Origin of the sequence: Shewanella sp. ZOR0012, from assembly GCF_000798835.1 — a bacterium.
GTDB classification, from domain to species: Bacteria; Pseudomonadota; Gammaproteobacteria; order Enterobacterales; family Shewanellaceae; genus Shewanella; species Shewanella xiamenensis.
In genome coordinates this window covers 344,631-363,602 of record NZ_JTLE01000094.1, presented here as the reverse complement: position 1 = coordinate 363,602, position 18,972 = coordinate 344,631, and the positions used below count along the sequence as shown (strand labels likewise).

The following is an 18,972-nucleotide window of genomic DNA, read 5'->3' as shown; positions in this document are numbered from 1 at the left end:
GAGCCTTATCGTATTGATTTAGAAACTATTAAGGTGCAATACGCTCAACGCGTCTCACCCAGCCATCAGGGCCTTGAATATGGCCTTTCTGGATATCGGTATACAGCTTGTAGATGCGTTGAATATGCTCACCGACTTCACCGTTGCCCACAGTCACCACTCGGCCATCTTCAAAAATATAGGAACCGACAGCAGACACTACGGCAGCCGTCCCAAAACCACCCGCTTCGATAATCTCACCGGATTCGATATCGGCGATAAACTTATCCAGCATGACCGTCTCTTGGCGCACTTCGCAGCCGAGCAATTCACCCAGCTCCATAATAGATTGCGAGGTAATCGATTTTAAAATGGTATCGGTGAAGGTTGGGATGATCACTGTGCCGTCTTTCAGAATGTGGAAGTGGTTCATCGCGCCCGCTTCTTCAATCTGTTGGTTGTTCGCATCTAAATACAGCACCTGTGATGCACCAAACTGTGCGGCAGCTTTACCCGCACGCAATGAGGCAGCATAGTTACCCGCTGCTTTAGAGGCGCCAGTACCACCCGATACGGCGCGATGGTAAGTCTTGCTGATCAGTAGACGAATGCCTTTATTCACACCCGCCGCGTAGTAAGCACCACTTGGGCTTAACACCACGCAGAATGTGTAGCGCGAACTTGGGCTTACAGACAGACGGTCTTCGGTCGCAAAAATAAAGGGGCGAATGTATAAACAGGCACCTTCTTGCATCGGGAACCAAAGACGGTCTACGTCGATCAAGGCGTTGATCGCATCGATTTGCATCTGCTCATCAATATTAGGAATACAGACAATATCCGCAGAGCGATTCATACGCTCGGCGTTTTTGTTGATGCGGAACGTGTAAATTTCGCCATCTTCATGCATAAAGGCCTTGGCGCCTTCGAAGATTGACTGACCATAATGCAGGGCCATCGCACCCGGCGCCATTTCAAACGGGCCATAGGGCACAATACGAGGATCGCGCCACTCACCATCGCGATAATCCATTAAAAACATATGATCGGTTCTGAGGCTACCGAAGCCCACATTTCCTTCGGGCTTGAATTGCTCAGTACGGCGTTCGGACGCAGGTTTTAAATCGTATTTTATTTCCATCGCATACCACCTTGATTACTGAACAAGCAGACTAGGTAGCGACAGGAATAAAGTCAATAGGTGAGATTCATCTAAAAGTCTTAGCCGATAAAATAACCCAGCAAAAATGTCTTATTAGCTTGCCGTAATCTTGAATAGGTTGATTCTACTTCCCTTATTGACTTTGGATTTCCCCCTGCTTCGCCTCAAGCCAACCACCGACGGCTTGTATGGGCTCTTCATTTAGCGTTAACCACACCACCCAAGCTAAATGAGGCGCCTTCTGCGCCGTAGCCGGAATGCTATTGAGATATTGCTCAAAATACAGTGCTGAATCTGATGCAACAAACTCCGTCGCACGGACACTCACAGGGATTGATTGCATGCTAAATACAACAAAGTCATGGGTTAACTGCTTATGGCGATTCTCACCGCGTTTAATTTCACTAGTTAACCCTGAGCCGACGAGTGCTAACTGTAAACGTGCTTGACTCAGATCTTTATGCTGCCCCCAAGGTTGCTGTGGCACAAAACTCGCCTCAAGCTGCTGGTTGGCGATACGCACTTTAAGCACACCCACCTCAGGTTGAGGCACGGCAAAAATCTCGGTTAATTCACCCGAAAACCAGCCACGCCACTCCTTAGCATTAATCACAAACTGTGGCGTATACACTTGCCGTGTATGCTTTTGGTTTAAATGTTGATATTGGCGCTCACTAAATACTTTTTGACCAAAAATATCCCGCCAACCAAGGTAATCCCAATAGGTCACATGAAAGGCTAGCGGAAAATATTTCTGCCATAAATCGGTCTGGTTAAACTGCCCAGATAACCAAGCTTCGGCGGGCGGACAACTACTGCATCCCTGCGAGGTGTAAAGTTCGATAATATAAGGACGGGTCACGGCACTCTGCGCTTGAAATGGGGCCAATGTCTGAGCAAATACAGGTTGCCACCACTGCAACCACAAAAGACCAACGAGTAAGATGCATTTCATATTCAATCCTCCTATCACTGAGTGATGAGACCTTGAATTGCACCTAAATCATTCAACTGAGAAGAAAGATGATGTCTGACTATAAAATGATCCCCTGTGCCCATTATGACTACCTTGAGCTGGCTTGCCTTCGGAGCTATTGGCTCAAGATTGAGTTACAGGACGGCAGCCAGTGCCAAGCACGGGCAATTACGACTCAGACCCATGCAGATAAGACTGAATGGCTGGTCGTTGAACATCAAGCGGGCCAGCAAATACTGCGGCTAGATAGCATTATCGCCATAACGCCCACGGATCCCGCTGCTAGTTTTGGCCGTGTTATGATTGCGAGCCAATAACAAAGGAGCAAAAATAAATGGCAAGGATGATTCTGCTGTTGGAATTAGGCGATTGGACTGGTGGTCACCACGGCCAATCTCCCTACTTGGTGGAGTTTGATAGCAAGCGACTCGATTCCCCCTTTGACGTTAGCGAAGGTTGGGGGCACGGATTAGGCGGCAGCCGTTATTCGTTGGCACGGTTTATTGAAACTGAACATTATACTCAACTCAAGCTCCACGCATCTTGGGCTGCGGCCATCATAGCGCAAGATTTACCAACACTGAATATTGAAGCCATCTCCCAAGAGTTGCAGGCACATTATGCCTCGCACAGCCCAAATATTCCGGCAAATCTGGCTCGCTATTTCTAACTGAAGATCTTGTTTTAATTGAAAATCGTGTTGTTGCGACGGATATGACACCAGAATCTCTGGCAGCAATTACCTGATGACGAATAAAGCCAAGTATTAACTTGGCTTTACGACTGACTTAGCTGTCGATCGCGGTTTACGCCTTGGCTACAGCCGCAATCACAGAGACTTCAACCAAATATTCGGGCTCGGCAATCGCCGCCTGTACACAGGCACGGGCTGGTGCATGACCTTGTGGTACCCAAGCGTCCCAAACGGCATTCATGGCATCGTAGTCATTCATATCCTTTAGATAGATAGTGGCTGACAACAAGTGCTCACGGGAACTGCCCGCCTGCGCTAACAGGATATCAACTTCCTCTAGCATAGTCGTCGTTTGTTCGGTGATGTTTTGATACTTATCCTTCGCCACTTGGCCACATAAGTACACGGTGCCTTGGTGGATCACTATGCTGCTCATACGTGTACCAACATCTAAACGGGTAATGCTCATAGGGATAATCTCTTAAATCAGATAGTTAATTCTGTGACCATTTTACCCCGAAAGGCTCAGTTTGTCTGCGAACGAGCGCCCACCCAGGGTGGATAAAAGCGCGTCATGAGCATGAGCAAACCTAGCGCCGTAAATATCACGCCACACCATACAAACACAGTTGCCACAGATAAATTGACTAACTGAAATCCCACTAATGCCGCAACAGCAGCAATTAATGCAAAGGGCAGTTGAGTCACCACATGGTCATGGGGTAAACAGCCTGAACTGGTCGCGCTCAGCACGCTGGTATCGGAAATTGGCGAACAATGATCGCCAAACACCGAGCCTGCCATCACCGCACTTAATACAGGTAACAGCAAGCTGGCATCCATGTTATGGGCGATTTCTCCGCCGATGGGGATCATAATCGCAAAGGTTCCCCAGCTTGAACCTGTGGCAAAGGCCATGATAGCGCAAAGCAGGAACATCCCCGCCACCAGCAAACTGGGGGATAAATACCATTTTGCCCAATCGGCCAATAAACTCGCCACGCCCAGATCTTGGATTACAGCACCTATCATCCAAGTGCAGAGTAAAATCGCGATAGCAAAGGCGATCATCCGAACCCCATGGGCTAGATCGCCCAGCAGTTTCCCAATGCTTCGGCCCGACAGCAGCAACAACACTAGAGTCACTAACGTCGATAACAAACACGCATCACGCATCGCAGCACCAATATCAGCGCTGGCTAACCAGGCCGAAATATCCCATGACGGCACCTGCTGCGCGCCAGACCAGAGAGTTAAACCGACAGAGGCGCACAGTAAGGTCAGCATCGGAATGGACAACAGCCAAGGATTCCCTTGGGTGCTAGGCGATACAATTTCAACATGATCAGTATCCAGCGGCTCAGCTCCCAACGCAGCCCTCTCCATAGGATTAAATCCGACCCCAAACCAGGCCACAATCAACGACAAACCTAAAGTCGTAATCGCATAAAAATTGGATAAGGCCACCTCGATAAAGGCTTCAAGGGCTGAAACGGGTAAAAAGCTGAGTCCCGCCAGTAGCGCCATCACATAGGGCCCCCAGCTAGAAAAAGGCAAGAGTGAACAAAGCGGCGACGCATTAGAGTCAACCAAATAAGCCAGTTGTGTCTGACGAATACCATAACGCTGGCTCAACGGTTGGCACACATGCCCTACGGCAAGGCAGCTAAAAATGCCATCAATAAACACTAACCAACCCAGCAATACGACACCAATACGCGCTTGTCGGCCCGTACGAATACGCTGATATAACCAATCACCGAACTGCCCTACCGCACCACTTCTGGCAAGTAGCTGTGTCATGCTCCCCAGCAATAACATGGCCATTAGCACGTTTAAATGCCACCATTGCCATGCATCTTGGCTATAAAACTGCTTAACGCCTATCTCCACAAGATAACTTAAGCTTTGCAATATATTGAAGTGGGCAATAATCAAGGCGCCCGAGAGGATACCAACACCTAGGGCAACTAAGGTACGTCGCAACCACAGAGCTAACACTAAGGTTAATAACAGGGGAATTATGGCAAGCAGGCTCGATGTCATGGGCCATTCCGATAATAAATAAAACTAAGAATACTAACGAGTTAATAACAAATGCAAAAAAACTTAAATTAGCACTCCGTTATCGGGTATTTTTTAGCCAAACGGCAAAGACTGCTATTCCTTATGCTCTTGGCACTGCTAGAATCATAGTCCCATCCAGAAACTATAGGACTCTCCAGATGAGCCTTGAATTACTGTCCAAACTGGAAACCAAGATCCAGGCTACACTCGAAACTATCGAGCTTCTAAAAATGGAGCTAGAGGAAGAGAAGCAAAAGACGTCAACCTTGAGTGAGCAAAACCAACAATTAAGTGAGCAAAACCAACAATTGCAGCAAGAACTGAGTTCTTGGAACGAGAAAGTTACCGGACTTGTTGGCTTGCTCAATAGTGAAATCTAAGCTGTTTTAGTTTGATGATTCTGCGCTTCAATCAATTCGTTCAGCTCTAAGATAGCCTGCTTTACTTTTGGCAGGCTTTTTCTCGGTAATAAAAATCTTCCTTTTTCAAATTCCAATCGACCTAAGTCTTTTACCCATATCACGCCAGTGAGAAAAATACGCGCATGCTTAACAATAAGCTTAGGTGCGTAGACAGGGAAAACTCTCATATAACCCCCTACAGGCATTTTTGTTGTTATTGACCACAGTCATTTGACAGAAAGATGACCAATTGAGTTTCATCGATAAAGAATTATTTTCAAAACTTACAATAAATACAAAATAACAAATTGATTTAATTTATAAAAATAAAGCAATGATAAATACAAATCAAAACGTCAATATTTTGACTATTGACATTATTTTGACGCTTATCTAAAATCATCCGTGTTACTCAGGGTAAAAATGAGCCATATGGCTCAAGTCCGTACTCTCCATTATCGGAAGTACGGTTTTTTTTTGCCTAAATCCTAATACGCATTCTCCGCAAAACTGGTTCAACGTATTCTGGACAATTTGATGCGGCCAATAAAAAAGGAGCGCTCGGCTCCTTTTTTATTACTTTTTCATTATCAATGAGTTAGATTGCAATCAGATGACTAAATCACCGCAATCCTAAGATAATTACTTTCTCGCTAAGTAATAAGCAATGTCTAATAGCTCGTCATAGGACTTAATCGCACCCGTTTCAACACGGTATTTGCCATTCACCACTATCGCAGGCACGCCAGAAAGTTTCGCGTTTTCAGTATCGCGCTTCATTTTCGCCATTTGGGCTTTGACCATAAATGAATCCGCTGCGGCATCAAAAGCTTTACCATCAACGCCATTAGCCACAAATAAGGCACGCACATCGTCACGGCTAGTAAAGTGTTGTTTCTTGTCATGGATGGCAGCAAATAAAGCCGCATCGATTTTTTCATCGACATTGAGTTGATGAGCAACCGCAAAAGCGCGTGACATCTCTACGCCCATTTCTTTGCCGATAAAATCAACGTGGGCTTGGTTAAATTCCACACCTGCTGGCTTTTCAGCCAAAATTTTAGGCACAACCGTTTTCGAAAAGTTGTAGCAATGCGGGCAATAGAAAGAGAAAAACTCGGTGATTTCAGGTTTAGCTGTCGCGGGACCATCATTAATCACAGTGTAATGTACGCCTTCTTTGTATTCCGCTGCCGAAACCGCTAATGGAGCCAATAACAGCGCTGCCGCCATAAGTAATGCTTTTTTCATGAATTTTCCTTAAATCAATTATCTAAAATAGCTGGAGCCTAACATATTTCATTTTTTGAGTGTAACTCAAGCTGAGAGTTCAATCCGTTAGGCAAGAGAGCCTCGTAAATCCCACCCTGTTCACACATTTAATAAGGGATCAAACTTAGCGGTGGTTCATTAAGTGCCGCGAGTTGCTCCTTAAATGCCAAAATCTGCTGCTCCCAATACTTTTCATCCCCAAACCATGGGAAATGCATAGGGAAAGCCGGATCTTGCCAACGCCTGCCAATCCAAGCGTTATAGTGCACCATCCGTAATGCGCGTAGGGGTTCAATCAACGCCAGTTGCCGCGTATCGAATTCACAAAATTCCTCATAGGCTTCGAGCAATACCTCGAGTTGCAGTTGCTGCTGCGCCCTATCCCCCGTTAACATCATCCATAAATCTTGAATGGCAGGTCCCATACGGGCATCGTCTAAATCCACAAAACCAGGCCCATCGGGTGTCCAAAGAATATTCCCTGGGTGTAGATCGCCATGCAAGCGAATCGGTTTGAAACATTGCTGCGACCAAACGGTGTTGACCTTCGCCAGCACTTGTTCGACCACAGTGAAAAAGGCGGCCCGTAGAGAAGTCGGCACTAATTCTGATTGTTTCAACCACGCCAAAGGCTCATCGCCTAAGATTTGCGGATTGAGCGGTTCGCGGGCATGAAAAACCGAATGCGCGCCGTACTGATGTATACGACCGATAAAACGGCCAACAAATTCCAACTGTTCTAAATTATCGACCTCAAAGGCTCGACCACCGATGGAAGGAAACAGTGCAAACCGAAAACCTTGGAAATGGTGCAAGGTACACCCTTGCACTAAGGCTGGCACCGCCATCGGGATTTCCTGCTCGGCAAGCGCGAGGGCAAAATCGTGCTCCTCCTGAATTTGCGCATCGGTCCAACGATTTGGACGATAAAACTTCACTACATAGCGCCGCCCTTCATCACTGCGAAATTGATACACGCGGTTTTCGTAGCTATTGAGTGCAAGCAGACCCGTTTCAGGGTAAATGCCAAGACTTTCGATAGCATCTAAAATCAAATCCGGTGTTAGAGCTTGAAAAGCAAAGGCCGCCCCCGAATCAGCATTATCGATGGCACTTTGGTGTTGATTTAACGTATCTAGGCTCATTGGAACTCTCTCATTAAATGGTGGCGCGCTCATAAGTGGCGGCTTAACAGCGTGGCAAGGTATTCTAGCACCTCAACATCAGCCTCACGCTCCACACTCAGCCAACAGATATTGCCGTAAAACTCATAATTGAGCCAAAGTGGTGTACCTTCAAACTCCAATAACCATTGATGACGATCGGCTCCCCATTGACGCTCGCGCACGCGGCAATCTAAGGCCTTGGCTAACGGCTCGGCAAAGGTTTCGAAATGATCAAAATCGATATCACCGCTCACACTTAAGCTTAACGCGGCTCTATCTAACTGAATGGCGTTTAATTTCATCTTTACTTCCATCAACTACTGCACGACATAATCAGCCCTTGCCCCCAATCCGGAGGACGCTTGGCCAGATCGTCATGCTCAGCTTGCTCGCTAAACGGTTGACGCAACACTTGGTGCAAACGCTGTAGCGGCGCAAGATCCCCTTCTTCAACGGCGATAATCGCTTCTTGGGCCAAATAGTTGCGCAAAATATACTTGGGATTGATGTTATTACGCGCCTGCTGCCACGCCTCAACATCAGTAACCTTACCAAGCCGCACCTGATATGCCTGATACCAAGTATCGAACTCGTTGAGATCAATAAAATCATCCCGCAAAGGCGTGTGCACACTGCTAGGATCAAGCTGACCAAATCGACGCCAAGTGTTGCTGTAATCCAGCTGATTTTTCTCCATCAACACGGTAAAGCGGCCAATGAGTTCTAAGTCCTGTTGATCCTGCTCGGCTGTCGAATCCGCTCGCTCAGCGAGTCCTAACTTAGCGCGCATCAGCATCAAATAATGCTGCACTAGAGCATGTTGATATTGATTCAAAGCGGCAATTAAATCATCTGACGGGATAACAGGCGTCAACGCCTGCGCTAAACGTTGCAGGTTCCACAGCCCAATGCCGGGCTGCTGCCCAAAGGCATAACGCCCTTCAGGATCGGAATGATTGCAAATAAAGTCTTCTTGGAAGGTATCGAGGAAGGCAAACGGGCCAAAATCGAAACTATCACCAAGAATCGACATATTATCGGTGTTCATCACCCCGTGGGCAAAACCGATAGCCTGCCAATGGGCAATCATCTTGGCGGTATCTTGCACCACCTGTAAAAACCAAGCTTTATAACCCGCCAGATCGCAGCTCAAATGCGGATAATGCTGCTTCAAGGTAAAGTTGAGCAATTGCGTCAGCTTATCGGCTTGACCACGCTCGCTATGGCAGAAAAATTCGAAATGACCGAAACGGATATGGCTGCGCGTCAAACGCACAGTAATGGCTGCGGTTTCTTGGCTCTCGCGCCAAACGGGCATATCAGAGCCGATCACCGCCAAGGCACGGGTCGTTGGCACACCTAAATGGTGCAATGCCTCAGAAACGAGAAACTCCCGCACCGCAGAGCGCATTACGGCTCTGCCATCACCATGACGAGAATAAGGGGTCGGCCCGCCGCCTTTGAGTGCCACATCCCATGCACCATTAGGGCCGATTGCTTCACCGAGGATAATCGAGCGCCCATCGCCTAATCTAGGGGTATAGCCACCAAACTGGTGCCCGCTATAAACCTGCGCATAATAGCTTGCACCTTCAACAGCCGCGTTACCCGATAAGCCCTGTAATAACCCATCTGTTGGCTGACTTAACCCAATTAATGACGCGGCATCTTCACTCCAAGCGAGCCAATGGGGGTTACTAATGCCCTGCGGATAGACTTGGGAATAAAACTCAGGCAATTGGGTGAAAAAATCCTGTTTGAACTTCATCAATACATTCCCTATTGAGTGAGCAGCTTGCACACCAGCACGGACTTATCGTTCAACTCACACTGCTGGCCACATTGATATACGCCGGCGCCGCTGGCCTCGAAGCCACTCATACCTGACCCCGTTAAACGCTGTAATCCATGGGCTTTGCGCTGGCATTGTTCGAGAGTGTCGTAATAACCATTGATATCATCAGGTTGTAACGGCGTCGTGGGCAGCGAGATCGCCTTCGAATAATAAAATAGCGTCCATTCCGGGGTTTTAGTGCAACCTGTCAGCCCAAGGCCCAAGCTGGCAAATAAGACAACCAAGGGTAATTTCATTTTGACGATTTGATTCAATAAACTCGCAACACACTTCATAAAAATAGCTCATAAAAAAAGCGAACCTTAGTTCGCCTTTTGCGCGGTAAGTCTCCGGATTCTACACGGCTTTTAGCCGTTAAATAACCGCTTTTAGGTTATGGGCATTTGAGGCGCTAGAATTAACCAGTTTATGCCAGAGTCTTTAACCTTACGCCATGACAACATAGTCATTCTTACTATCAACTTTTATGCAGTTGCAGCTTTTGCCTGCGCCTTCTCAATACGGCTGATCCGGCCTTCGAATCCTGTGACAGTACCGTCGGTTAAGCCAAGTGAGACAGCCTGCTGACATAGCGCGATAGCTTCGTTAAAGGCTTGAGTATCATTTAATAATGTTGCAAGTTGCATAAAGCCTGTGGTTTTAAGCTCAACCTGTTTGGGCTTGGTGGCATTCGCTCGATGGAATAATGCCGGATAAAGCTCACACAGTGCTGCACCATAGGCTAAATAGTCAGTCGATTTTCGCTGCTTATAACACTCTGCAATCACATCCTGTAACGCGTTATAGCGCGCAAGTTCGGTCTCTGCACTTTGATAACCTTCGAACGCACGCTGCAATGTCACATTCGCCCATGAGCCTGGTGTCGCAAGGCCTTCGGCCTCGGAGGATACAGGTTTAATTTCAGCCTCTTTCTCAATTTTTTCAGAGGCGTCGGCCAAGATAATCACAGGGTCTTCATTGGGCACAGCGGGAATATCGACATCGATAATATCTTCACTTATTGCAACGATTTCGGCGCGGCTAGGCTGATGCACCTCTTCCCTCGGCATTAATTCAATCTCAGGCGCTTTCATAATAGCAGAAGCGTCTTCAGGCGTATTATTTACTGGAGGAGTAACTTCGGGCGTAGATTCAGCCACTTCTGGGAAAGAATTAGTATCCTTTGTCATTTCAGTTGTTTTTTTTGCCATCATTGCCTCTTGCTCTTCCTTCGCCAAGCGCTGGGCACGACGAAATAAAAACACTCCGATAACGATCAGTATTAAAACGACAATGACCTTCATTCTTCTTCACCTTTTATGGCTGCTTCCTGTTAGAAGCTATTGCAGTTGGCTTGCCAGAACGACTCAGTGGTCTGCGACTGACAAGGAGTTTTGTCCAAAAGTTGAGCAGTGATTAACCGCTATTAAAGTCCATAGTGTCTGTGTAAATCAAGTATTTATGCCGTTTTATCCGATCTTGCACGCAAATCGATATAAGCAATTCGGCTAGACTGCTAAGGTTTATGACCGTTTGCAAAAAATTAAGGAAAGCCTAATGCAAAAAATTCTTATTGTTGCCCACGCGAGTCCATACGGCACAGAAAAACTGTTTAACAGCCTGCGCATTGCTTTAGCCCTCAAGGATCAAACCGAGCAAGATGTTGATCTCAAAATCTTTTTAATGTCAGATGCGGTATTTGGGGCACTCAAACAGCAGACAACGCCTGATTTAAGCTATAACTTGCAGCAAATGTTTGAGATCCTTAGTGCTCAGCAAGTCCCGATTTTACTGTGTAAAACCTGCGCTCAAGCGCGAGGAGTGAATACGGATATGCTGCTCGAAGGCGCTGAAATTGGCACCTTACAGGATCTCACCCGCTGGACACTTGATGCCGATAAGGTAATGCACATTTAAAGTCTTATTTTGTGCGCATCTTCATAAATTGACACTTAGGTTTTGAACAAGCCCGCGCCGCTGCTTATGATGGGATTATCCGAGTAACAGACTAAGGTATTCCCATGGACTCAGCGGCCCTACTCACAGGCAAACTGCGCTACGAGCATCAAACCATTAGCGCGATGGCGAAGATCTATTGCAAAGCTAAGCACCAAGGCCAAACGGCATCCGGCCTGTGTGAAGAATGTTTAGCACTGCTAGAGTATGCAGCCGTTCGCCTCGACCGTTGTCCCTATGGGCAAGATAAGCCCACCTGCAATAAGTGCTCAGTGCATTGCTACAAGCCCGCCCAAAAGGCGCAGGTCAAAGAGATCATGATTTTCGCGGGGCCGAGAATGCTGTTACCGCATCCCATTCGTGCAATCAAACACTTACTGGCCGAGCGTCATCCCGTACCTGCGTCAGTCCCCGAAGCCGCATCTAATCGTCATCAACGCATCGCCATTTCACAGAAAAATACCTAGGAATGCTTTTTCGCCTCGAATTTCCCTGATATAACAGGTCGTCGAGGTGACAAAATGAACGAATTTAATACATTTTTTGCTCAAGCCTATTGGTGGTTATCCCTATTTGGTGGCTTACATTGCCTCGCGTTAGCTATTTATATTCGTTACTTTTATCATTCGGACAATAATCAAAAGCTGTTGGCGGCTTTTCTAAGTCTCATCGCACTGTATTTTCTGACAGGAATGCTTAACCGTGATAACATGCCAATTCCTATCCACATATTATTTAATTTGCTTGCCCCGATTTATTTTTTACTCATGCCACTGCTTTACCTCTATTGCAAACGCAGTTTAGAGCAACATACTGAGCCTATTGGTTTTTCATGGCATTATTGGCCGGCGATTATCACACTACTGCTTGCAGTTATAGATATTACTTTGCGGCTCAACTTACATAAAAACGCCATTTGGTTTCAGGCTGAATTCTTTAATAATCCGCTGACGATCGATTTCAGCCACTGGAGTTTAGCAATGCCGTTGTTGCTATTTACTCAAACAGCAGCCTATTTTGTCGCTCTGTGGCATCTACTTAAACAATATAAAGTCAGTCAACCGCCATTGAGCGATGCACCACAGGACACCTTGAAACTCATCCGTTTCCGCTGGTTATTTGGCCTAACCTTAGCGATGTTATTTAACTGGCTACTGCGTGTTTTTGTGGTTGTACTGCCTTTTTATCTAGGCGACTCGCTTTCAGCCTTATCCCACGCCTTGCCCCGATTAAGCTTACTATTAAGTTTCTACTTACTTGCCGCCTATGGTCTAAAGCAGATCACTCGTACAGCGTATTTGAAAGGCCATTTATCAGTGCCTAAGCCCAAAGTTGAATCTTCATCTTCAGGAGTGCTCACCCCAGAGGAGTTTGAATTTATTCAACAACTGCAGCAAGAATCGAACGATAGCAAGGAAAAATCGACCACCACGCCCAATCCACCTCAGAACTAAACCATCGCTTAGCAATCAAAACTGGCAACATGTCTTATTGAAAAACTGAATCCGAGCTGACATTAACGCAGCTTTAGGCTGTCATTTGTGACAACAAAGGGTAGTCTGATGGAACCAAGACTTAAGGAGGAACGCCATGAAATCAATTTTATCTTTTGTTGTCGCATCGACCTGCTTGATTGCCAGCTTACTGACACCAGTTGCGCAAGCAGATGATAGTTACACTGAGGCTTTAAAAAATTTTCACCAAGCCAAGGAAACCCGCAAATTTTTTGATACCGCCTATGGCTACGCCCTCTTTCCAACAGTTGGCAAAGGTGGGATTGGTATTGGCGCCGCCTACGGCAAAGGTCGGGTTTTTCAAGCGGGACAATATATGGGAGACTCCAGCCTAACCCAGCTATCTATTGGATTTCAATTAGGTGGACAAGCCTATAGTGAAATCATCTTCTTTAAAGATGCCAAATCCTACAATGAGTTCACCAGTGGCAGTTTTGAGTTTGATGCCCAAGCCTCCGCAGTTGCCATTAATATGGGTGCTAACGCCAAAGCAGGCACCACAGGCAACTCGGCAGGTGCTGGTCAAGCCGGTGGTAATCAATCGGCTACCGCAGCCTATATCAATGGTATGGCGGTCTTTACCGTTGCCAAGGGTGGACTAATGTTTGAAGCCGCACTGGCGGGACAATCTTTTACCTTCGAGCCTAGGGGTAACTAAGATTACAAGACCGCTTCCAGAAAACCTCTGAACTCGAAAAGCTCAGAGGTTTTGTTTTAATTACGCTTTAACCTACTCATGTCCCCAAGGAACTGGCGGTAAAGGCTGCGGTTGGGTTAGATCAAAATCCACTTGAAAATGACGGGCTTCCCGAGTGAGTAAATAACTGAAAGTGTTTGGCGTAACTTCTATATGCCACACATTGGTGACAGACTGGGTTAGGCCATTTTGCATAAAGTTATCAATCGATGCCTGATCGATGGGAAATGATTGCTTTTGACTGGTTCCCATACTGGCGGTATCGCCACCATACATAGTGACTTTATCTTCAGTCCCATCTTGATGGCGGTGATCGTGCTTTAGCCTTAACCCCTGATCCGTTTTAGTGATCACCCAAGTACGGGAGTGGTCGTCTCCCACATGGAATGGGATTTTCAGCTCAGTATCGCTGCACTCTCGCACATGCATCACTAATGACTTATCACGAAAAGCCGCATCGGCGCTGTCCTTTGAGACGACTTTACCCGCAAACGCTTTACCGCAATGGGCGGCTAATTGATTGAAGAAAGTCTCTTGTTCTACGGCAAGTACAGGTTTGGGAGTCGCATTGGCAAATACTGGCGTTGCCATCCATAGGCCGACAATTCCAAGACGTGCTAAGGTGATAGTTTGCATTATGTTTTCCATGGGAAATTCAATGCAAAACACGCTAACACAGGGGAATAAATTTAAACTTAATTCCCCTGTGCTTGTGAAGGATTACCAACCGATGTAAAGACGAGAACGGTTACCTAAACGTTTTTTGATAAAGCGTGCCGTGATAATACTGCCCACCATCAGGAAGAGAAAAATCGCGGCCGAGAACAGAATACTCGTGATAGCAGACCCTGGCGGAAAACGGAAACGGAATATCGTTGCAGTGGTATTAAACAACATATCGAACAGCGGATGGATAAAGAAAATCGCAAAACTCATTTCGGCGATTTCGATAAGCCAAGGTAAGCGACTACGTTTTGACAACCAATCACAGAAGTTAAGCACCAACACACACAGGCTCAGTTTTTGGATAAACTGCCAGTCGATGCCGTTATATTCAAACGGTGCTTTATGATAGTTACCCACATGCTGCACTATATAACTCTGTTCAACCAAGCTCACGACAAGGAAAATTCCTGCTAGCGCACTTAAAATGGAACCATAGCGCGACACAAGATGTTCATCTTGGGAATATAAAATACCAATCAAATAGAAAGGCATAAAATAAACGACTGAATGAATAAAGTTAACGTTGCCTATGGGTCTGTGGAGCAAAATGGCCACCACACAACTCAGTACAAATAGCGTCCAACGCATTTGCTGTGAGCAGCGAATAAACCATAAAAATACTGGCGACAATAAAAACACTGCCATGATAAAAGGGATATACCAATGCGGGTACAAGATGTAACCATTCCGTACGGTATAAAAAATACTGAGCAATAACTGTTCAAGTGGCTGATGCTCCATAAAAATCCAGCGCAAACTCAAGCAGAATAAGCCAACAGCAGAAACCACTAAGAAAGGATAAAGCACATTTTGCACTTTATTCTTCATGAACTTACCGTAATCGAAGTCCTTATAAAAAATCCGATGGAAAAAATAGCCAGAGATAAACACGAACAGCGCCGTGCCACCTCTGAGTAAATTTTCCAGCAATAACGGAAACCCTTCCTCAGAGTTGTAAATACTATGCCCAAGCACGATAAAAATAATCGCAATGCCACGCATGTAGGTAAATTCGAGCTGATTTTTTCTCATATTAATTCATCGTACAGTAGAGGGTTCTTCCCTCAACAACACTTGCAGAAACCCTTATTGTTCCGTGGATTTCCGGCTCATTAAACACCAGATACTGACCTTCGCGTTGGAAGGAAAACCCCAAAGGTAACAGAGTTGCGGCTTCAATGCCCTCACAATAATTTTGCAAAGGCACATCCAACAAGGGGCTACCACTGACATTTAAGTTACTAAATTGCACACTCATCCCTAAATAAGCCTGAGTCATTTCCTCTTGATAAGGCACGACATAAAACCCGGAACGAACTTCCCCCACATCCATAAAACTACTGCTATCGCTCACGCTCGGCATGACCAATAGTGGCACCTTGGGGTCCTGCACATCTCGCAATAGCTGAGCCAATTTTTGGTCAGTCGACGGATAGTAAGCCAGCATATCTTGCAGACGTTTCTTCTGCGCACTATTTTGCCCAACCGGTGGAGTAATCGGCTTAATGCGACCCAGCAGTAAATCCACAGGCAACATGCCCGACATGACGGACTCTTTCCACACATAGGCATCTTGAGTGCTGTCTAACAGTATTCCCGCAAGTGCGCCGATATTCTCAGCTTCGGCCGTCCAACCGCCAAGCATTTGCTGCTGTTGATAATAATCCTGCACATATTGCAGCAGTATCTGTTGATAACCGAGATAGGTTTGGTTTTGGCTCAGGAAGCGCGCGCCCGCAATCAGCTCAACGTATTTTGCACTGCCTTCGACTAAATCACTCACATAACTGACTTTATCTTCGTTAGGCGCCGTTTGACGCCATGCCTGCAACCAGTAAGCAGCATGGCCTAAGTACAATGCTTGTTGCTCGGGCTGTTTTAAGGCTGACATGAGCGAGTTGAATAACTGAAGACGGTAATAGCGCGCATCAAAATTAAGCGGGTAGACCTCCCCTTCATAGCGGCGAGCGTCCTCTAATACACGCCACTCGGATTGAGCGTAAAAATGAAACGCCTCATGCACACTATTGCCAGCCCAAATCACGAAAGGCAAATCGGCAGTTTTTGTCGTACTATCAAATTGAATCGTGGGAGACTCGAGCTGGATCAACACACCAGCCAACCCTTGATACTGAGGAAAACCAAAATTAACTGATAGACCAGAGTGAAGGTTAACTGACTCTAACACACTGTTGTCTTTAATAATCTCACCACCGGGCTGACGTAACCAAACACTGCCCGCATAGCTGAAGAGGTGGACTTTATCGTCGAGACGAAATCCCGGCCACAGAGTTTCACTCTGACGACTAGTTTGAGCCATAAAATCGAGGTATAGACGAGCGAGTTGTTCTGGCGAGGCCTTATCGGCGAACACGGGAGTGGCGGCAGAGACTCCTATCAACCACAGGATCACCACCATAATATTTTTCATTTATTTGCCTAAACACACACAATGGGTTCACAAAACAGCGCTAGCATATAGCGCAATTGCGTAATAGTGAAACGTTTAACAGAAAATTTTTTTACCCTCAAAAAACTAAGCCAACTCATCTTCATGAACCACTAATAAAATCATATTTTTAAGGTTTAATGCTCAGAAGTATCAGGATTTAGGCGTTGTCGGCTCATCGCCAAACCACAACGCTAACTTAGCCGCAGCCAGTGATTTAACCTCATCATCAATATAAAGCGTTACCATAGTCAACGCCGCCGCTAACGCCCCTAAATCATCAGTAAAACCGACTAACGGCGTTAAATCGGGAATCGCATCTAAAGGCGAGATAAAATACGCCAAGGCCCCAAAAATTACCGACTTGGCCCACGTAGGTGTATTAGGCTTTTGCGCAGCATAGTAAAGCCACAAAGCACGCTCAACCACCTCACGCCCAGCCTGGCGACCAAACATTTTGATTTTGTTCCAAAAACCAGTTTCAGTGAATTGCTCTTCTGCCATAAATACCTCCTGTTAAGTGAGCCCTAAATGCGATACGAATACTGCAACTCATAGCGACTTTTCTAAATTAGCAAACCTCTAGCATTAAGGATAAGTAACCACACTTTTGCTTAAGAATAAAGCAAGCATTCGTTCTGAAATCACGCTTGTATATCGATGGTTATTTAGCCTAACCCATCCTCCTACGACACACCAATAGACAACACAAGTACGAACGTCACAATTTTTTATCTCGACATATCTTTCAACTTTATTCCTGAACTCATTCACACATTCACTAATAAAACCCAGAAAAATTAAATTTCACCATCAGAAATAAGGTTATTTCAATCACTTAAAAACAGGATGAAACTCATAAATAACAGAATTAACCAGAACATAATGCCATATTAATCTTGGCAACAAGCCTACAAAGAGCTCATAGTGATATGAAAATAAAGCCAAGAACTTACCAAAATGAAAATAGATAATCTTAATTACCTTCAGCTTAGAGTATTACTTTCCGTTTATAAAAATGGTCAAGCCAATATAGCCGCCACAGAGCTTGGTCTATCAAATTGCAACGTTACGCGTATATTAAATGCTCTACGCGATATATTTATGGACTCACTATTCATTCGTAAATCACATGGATTAATTCCAACTAAAAAGTTAGAAGAGCTCATTCCGCACGCCAAGTATCTTGTTGAACAATATCAACTACTCGAACGTCAACATTCTGTTTTTACTCCTAGTGAGTCAGGCGGTCATTTTGTAATACGCGCCTATGACGAGTTTGTTTATGCTGTTCATAAAGTGATCTCAAACTATATTCAACCTGAAGCACCCAATATTAGATTCGATGTCCGTAGCTTAAGTCACGATTGCAACAATGAGTTAATAACTGGTGATATTGATTTTGTTGTTGTGTACGAAGGCTTCGATGATAGTCGACTCAATAATGAAATCTTCTCCGAAACTGGAGATATCTACATCTTAGCCAATCATAATCACCCCATTCTTGAGGGTGAAATGTCATTGGAACAACTATCAAACTATCCACTGTTAGAGATTGATAACTATAACGATCTCAGTTGTCCGCTATTGGTTAACCTTTGTCGTGACAATGGATTACAAATGGATGTGGCGGGTTATACAGACAGTGTAGCAACCGCCATGCAACTGCTCGCTCAATCTAACAGCATCACGTTAAGTTGTAATCAATTTACTCGTCAATTTGTCGACATGATTCCCTCGGTTAATTATCGAAGATTAACAGATGAAATGATTAACGATATTAAAGAAATCCGCAGTGAACAAAGAGCAGTTGGAAATTACATTCTCTATGGAAATATAAATAACTCACCAGCATTCAACTGGGTTAAATCAAAACTCGTTTATGGATTAGAGAGAGAATGGCGATTAGCCTCAGCTAATTAAGAGATAAGTCACACGTCAATAAAGAGGTAGTTAATGGAATTCACACTTTTTTGCATCACGGCATTTGCCGCTTATCTGGTGTTAAAAAAACCAGAAAAAGAGTCGCTCGCAGACAAATTATTATTTGGTTGCATTGGGTTAAGTTTCTTCATTTGG

Annotated in this window: 23 protein-coding genes; 8 read left to right on the top strand and 15 right to left on the bottom strand. The window is 45.4% G+C overall.

Features of this window, described 5'->3' with window-relative positions:
* Positions 1-28: 28 nt before the first annotated feature.
* Complete coding sequence (locus L976_RS03495) at positions 29-1,120, bottom strand: branched-chain amino acid aminotransferase (RefSeq protein WP_047534222.1); 1,092 nt, start codon at positions 1,118-1,120, stop codon at positions 29-31.
* 154 nt (positions 1,121-1,274) lie between these two features.
* The gene (locus L976_RS03490) at positions 1,275-2,096 is read right to left on the bottom strand and encodes a DUF1223 domain-containing protein (RefSeq protein WP_052183960.1); all 822 of its coding nucleotides are present in this window, start codon (positions 2,094-2,096) and stop codon (positions 1,275-1,277) included.
* 71 nt (positions 2,097-2,167) lie between these two features.
* On the opposite strand from L976_RS03490, the gene L976_RS03485 reads away from it, so the two are divergent.
* Together L976_RS03485 and L976_RS03480 are read left to right on the top strand one after the other, a co-directional pair.
* On the top strand, positions 2,168-2,434 hold the full coding sequence (locus L976_RS03485) for a Rho-binding antiterminator (RefSeq protein ID WP_047540106.1): 267 nt from the start codon (positions 2,168-2,170) through the stop codon (positions 2,432-2,434).
* Positions 2,435-2,451: 17 nt separating this feature from the next.
* Positions 2,452-2,787, top strand: coding sequence for a hypothetical protein (locus tag L976_RS03480; RefSeq protein ID WP_047534218.1), 336 nt, complete (start codon positions 2,452-2,454; stop codon positions 2,785-2,787).
* A gap of 136 nt (positions 2,788-2,923) precedes the next feature.
* On the opposite strand, the gene L976_RS03475 is transcribed toward L976_RS03480, so the two are convergent.
* Positions 2,924-3,280, bottom strand: a complete 357-nt coding sequence (locus tag L976_RS03475) for a RidA family protein (RefSeq protein WP_047534215.1) — start codon at positions 3,278-3,280, stop codon at positions 2,924-2,926.
* Between the two features lie 56 nt (positions 3,281-3,336).
* The gene (locus L976_RS03470; protein WP_047534212.1) at positions 3,337-4,857 is read right to left on the bottom strand and encodes a Na+/H+ antiporter NhaC family protein; all 1,521 of its coding nucleotides are present in this window, start codon (positions 4,855-4,857) and stop codon (positions 3,337-3,339) included.
* A 179-nt stretch (positions 4,858-5,036) separates the two neighbouring features.
* Between L976_RS03470 and L976_RS03465 the strand changes: the two genes are divergently transcribed.
* Positions 5,037-5,258, top strand: a complete 222-nt coding sequence (locus tag L976_RS03465; RefSeq protein WP_037413745.1) for a cell division protein ZapB — start codon at positions 5,037-5,039, stop codon at positions 5,256-5,258.
* Here the strand turns inward: L976_RS03465 and L976_RS03460 are convergent.
* The 7 genes from L976_RS03460 to L976_RS03430 form a co-directional block, all read right to left on the bottom strand.
* Positions 5,255-5,467 carry a DUF1107 domain-containing protein gene (locus tag L976_RS03460; RefSeq protein ID WP_011070699.1) on the bottom strand — a complete coding sequence of 71 codons (213 nt, stop codon included), beginning with the start codon at positions 5,465-5,467 and terminating at the stop codon, positions 5,255-5,257. The genes L976_RS03465 and L976_RS03460 overlap by 4 nt on opposite strands.
* 454 nt (positions 5,468-5,921) lie before the next feature.
* On the bottom strand, positions 5,922-6,530 hold the full coding sequence (locus tag L976_RS03455) for a thiol:disulfide interchange protein DsbA/DsbL (protein WP_047534208.1): 609 nt from the start codon (positions 6,528-6,530) through the stop codon (positions 5,922-5,924).
* A gap of 128 nt (positions 6,531-6,658) precedes the next feature.
* On the bottom strand, positions 6,659-7,696 hold the full coding sequence (locus tag L976_RS03450; protein ID WP_047534207.1) for a serine/threonine protein kinase: 1,038 nt from the start codon (positions 7,694-7,696) through the stop codon (positions 6,659-6,661).
* 29 nt (positions 7,697-7,725) lie between these two features.
* A complete protein-coding gene (locus tag L976_RS03445; protein WP_156143146.1) occupies positions 7,726-8,019 on the bottom strand; it encodes a DUF3630 family protein in 294 nt (97 codons plus the stop codon).
* Positions 8,020-8,030: 11 nt separating this feature from the next.
* Positions 8,031-9,485: a protein adenylyltransferase SelO gene (locus tag L976_RS03440; protein WP_047534203.1), complete on the bottom strand. Its 1,455-nt coding sequence runs from the start codon at positions 9,483-9,485 to the stop codon at positions 8,031-8,033.
* An 11-nt stretch (positions 9,486-9,496) separates the two neighbouring features.
* Positions 9,497-9,808: a hypothetical protein gene (locus tag L976_RS03435; RefSeq protein ID WP_047540104.1), complete on the bottom strand. Its 312-nt coding sequence runs from the start codon at positions 9,806-9,808 to the stop codon at positions 9,497-9,499.
* 228 nt (positions 9,809-10,036) lie between these two features.
* On the bottom strand, positions 10,037-10,855 hold the full coding sequence (locus tag L976_RS03430) for a hypothetical protein (protein WP_037429241.1): 819 nt from the start codon (positions 10,853-10,855) through the stop codon (positions 10,037-10,039).
* Between the two features lie 253 nt (positions 10,856-11,108).
* Here L976_RS03430 and L976_RS03425 point away from each other — a divergent pair, with 253 nt between their 5' ends.
* The 4 genes from L976_RS03425 to L976_RS03410 all read left to right on the top strand — a co-directional run bounded on the left by L976_RS03425 (position 11,109) and on the right by L976_RS03410 (position 13,679).
* Positions 11,109-11,468, top strand: coding sequence for a DsrE/DsrF/TusD sulfur relay family protein (locus L976_RS03425; RefSeq protein WP_047534199.1), 360 nt, complete (start codon positions 11,109-11,111; stop codon positions 11,466-11,468).
* 104 nt (positions 11,469-11,572) lie between these two features.
* Complete coding sequence (locus tag L976_RS03420; RefSeq protein ID WP_047534194.1) at positions 11,573-11,974, top strand: nitrous oxide-stimulated promoter family protein; 402 nt, start codon at positions 11,573-11,575, stop codon at positions 11,972-11,974.
* A 54-nt stretch (positions 11,975-12,028) separates the two neighbouring features.
* A complete protein-coding gene (locus tag L976_RS03415; RefSeq protein WP_047534190.1) occupies positions 12,029-12,961 on the top strand; it encodes a hypothetical protein in 933 nt (310 codons plus the stop codon).
* A 136-nt stretch (positions 12,962-13,097) separates the two neighbouring features.
* Entirely contained in the window at positions 13,098-13,679 is a 582-nt protein-coding gene (locus tag L976_RS03410) for a lipid-binding SYLF domain-containing protein (protein WP_047534188.1), read from the top strand.
* Between the two features lie 72 nt (positions 13,680-13,751).
* Here the strand turns inward: L976_RS03410 and L976_RS03405 are convergent, their stop codons facing one another.
* The 4 genes from L976_RS03405 to L976_RS03390 all read right to left on the bottom strand — a co-directional run bounded on the left by L976_RS03405 (position 13,752) and on the right by L976_RS03390 (position 17,397).
* Entirely contained in the window at positions 13,752-14,309 is a 558-nt protein-coding gene (locus L976_RS03405; RefSeq protein WP_052184054.1) for a hypothetical protein, read from the bottom strand.
* Between the two features lie 129 nt (positions 14,310-14,438).
* Positions 14,439-15,476: an acyltransferase family protein gene (locus tag L976_RS03400; protein ID WP_047534185.1), complete on the bottom strand. Its 1,038-nt coding sequence runs from the start codon at positions 15,474-15,476 to the stop codon at positions 14,439-14,441.
* 1 nt (position 15,477) lies between these two features.
* Positions 15,478-16,875: a hypothetical protein gene (locus tag L976_RS03395; RefSeq protein ID WP_047534183.1), complete on the bottom strand. Its 1,398-nt coding sequence runs from the start codon at positions 16,873-16,875 to the stop codon at positions 15,478-15,480.
* Positions 16,876-17,046: 171 nt separating this feature from the next.
* Complete coding sequence (locus L976_RS03390; RefSeq protein WP_037413772.1) at positions 17,047-17,397, bottom strand: YkvA family protein; 351 nt, start codon at positions 17,395-17,397, stop codon at positions 17,047-17,049.
* A gap of 456 nt (positions 17,398-17,853) precedes the next feature.
* Between L976_RS03390 and L976_RS03385 the strand changes: the two genes are divergently transcribed.
* Entirely contained in the window at positions 17,854-18,816 is a 963-nt protein-coding gene (locus tag L976_RS03385) for a LysR family transcriptional regulator (RefSeq protein WP_047534179.1), read from the top strand.
* Positions 18,817-18,972 lie beyond the last annotated feature (156 nt).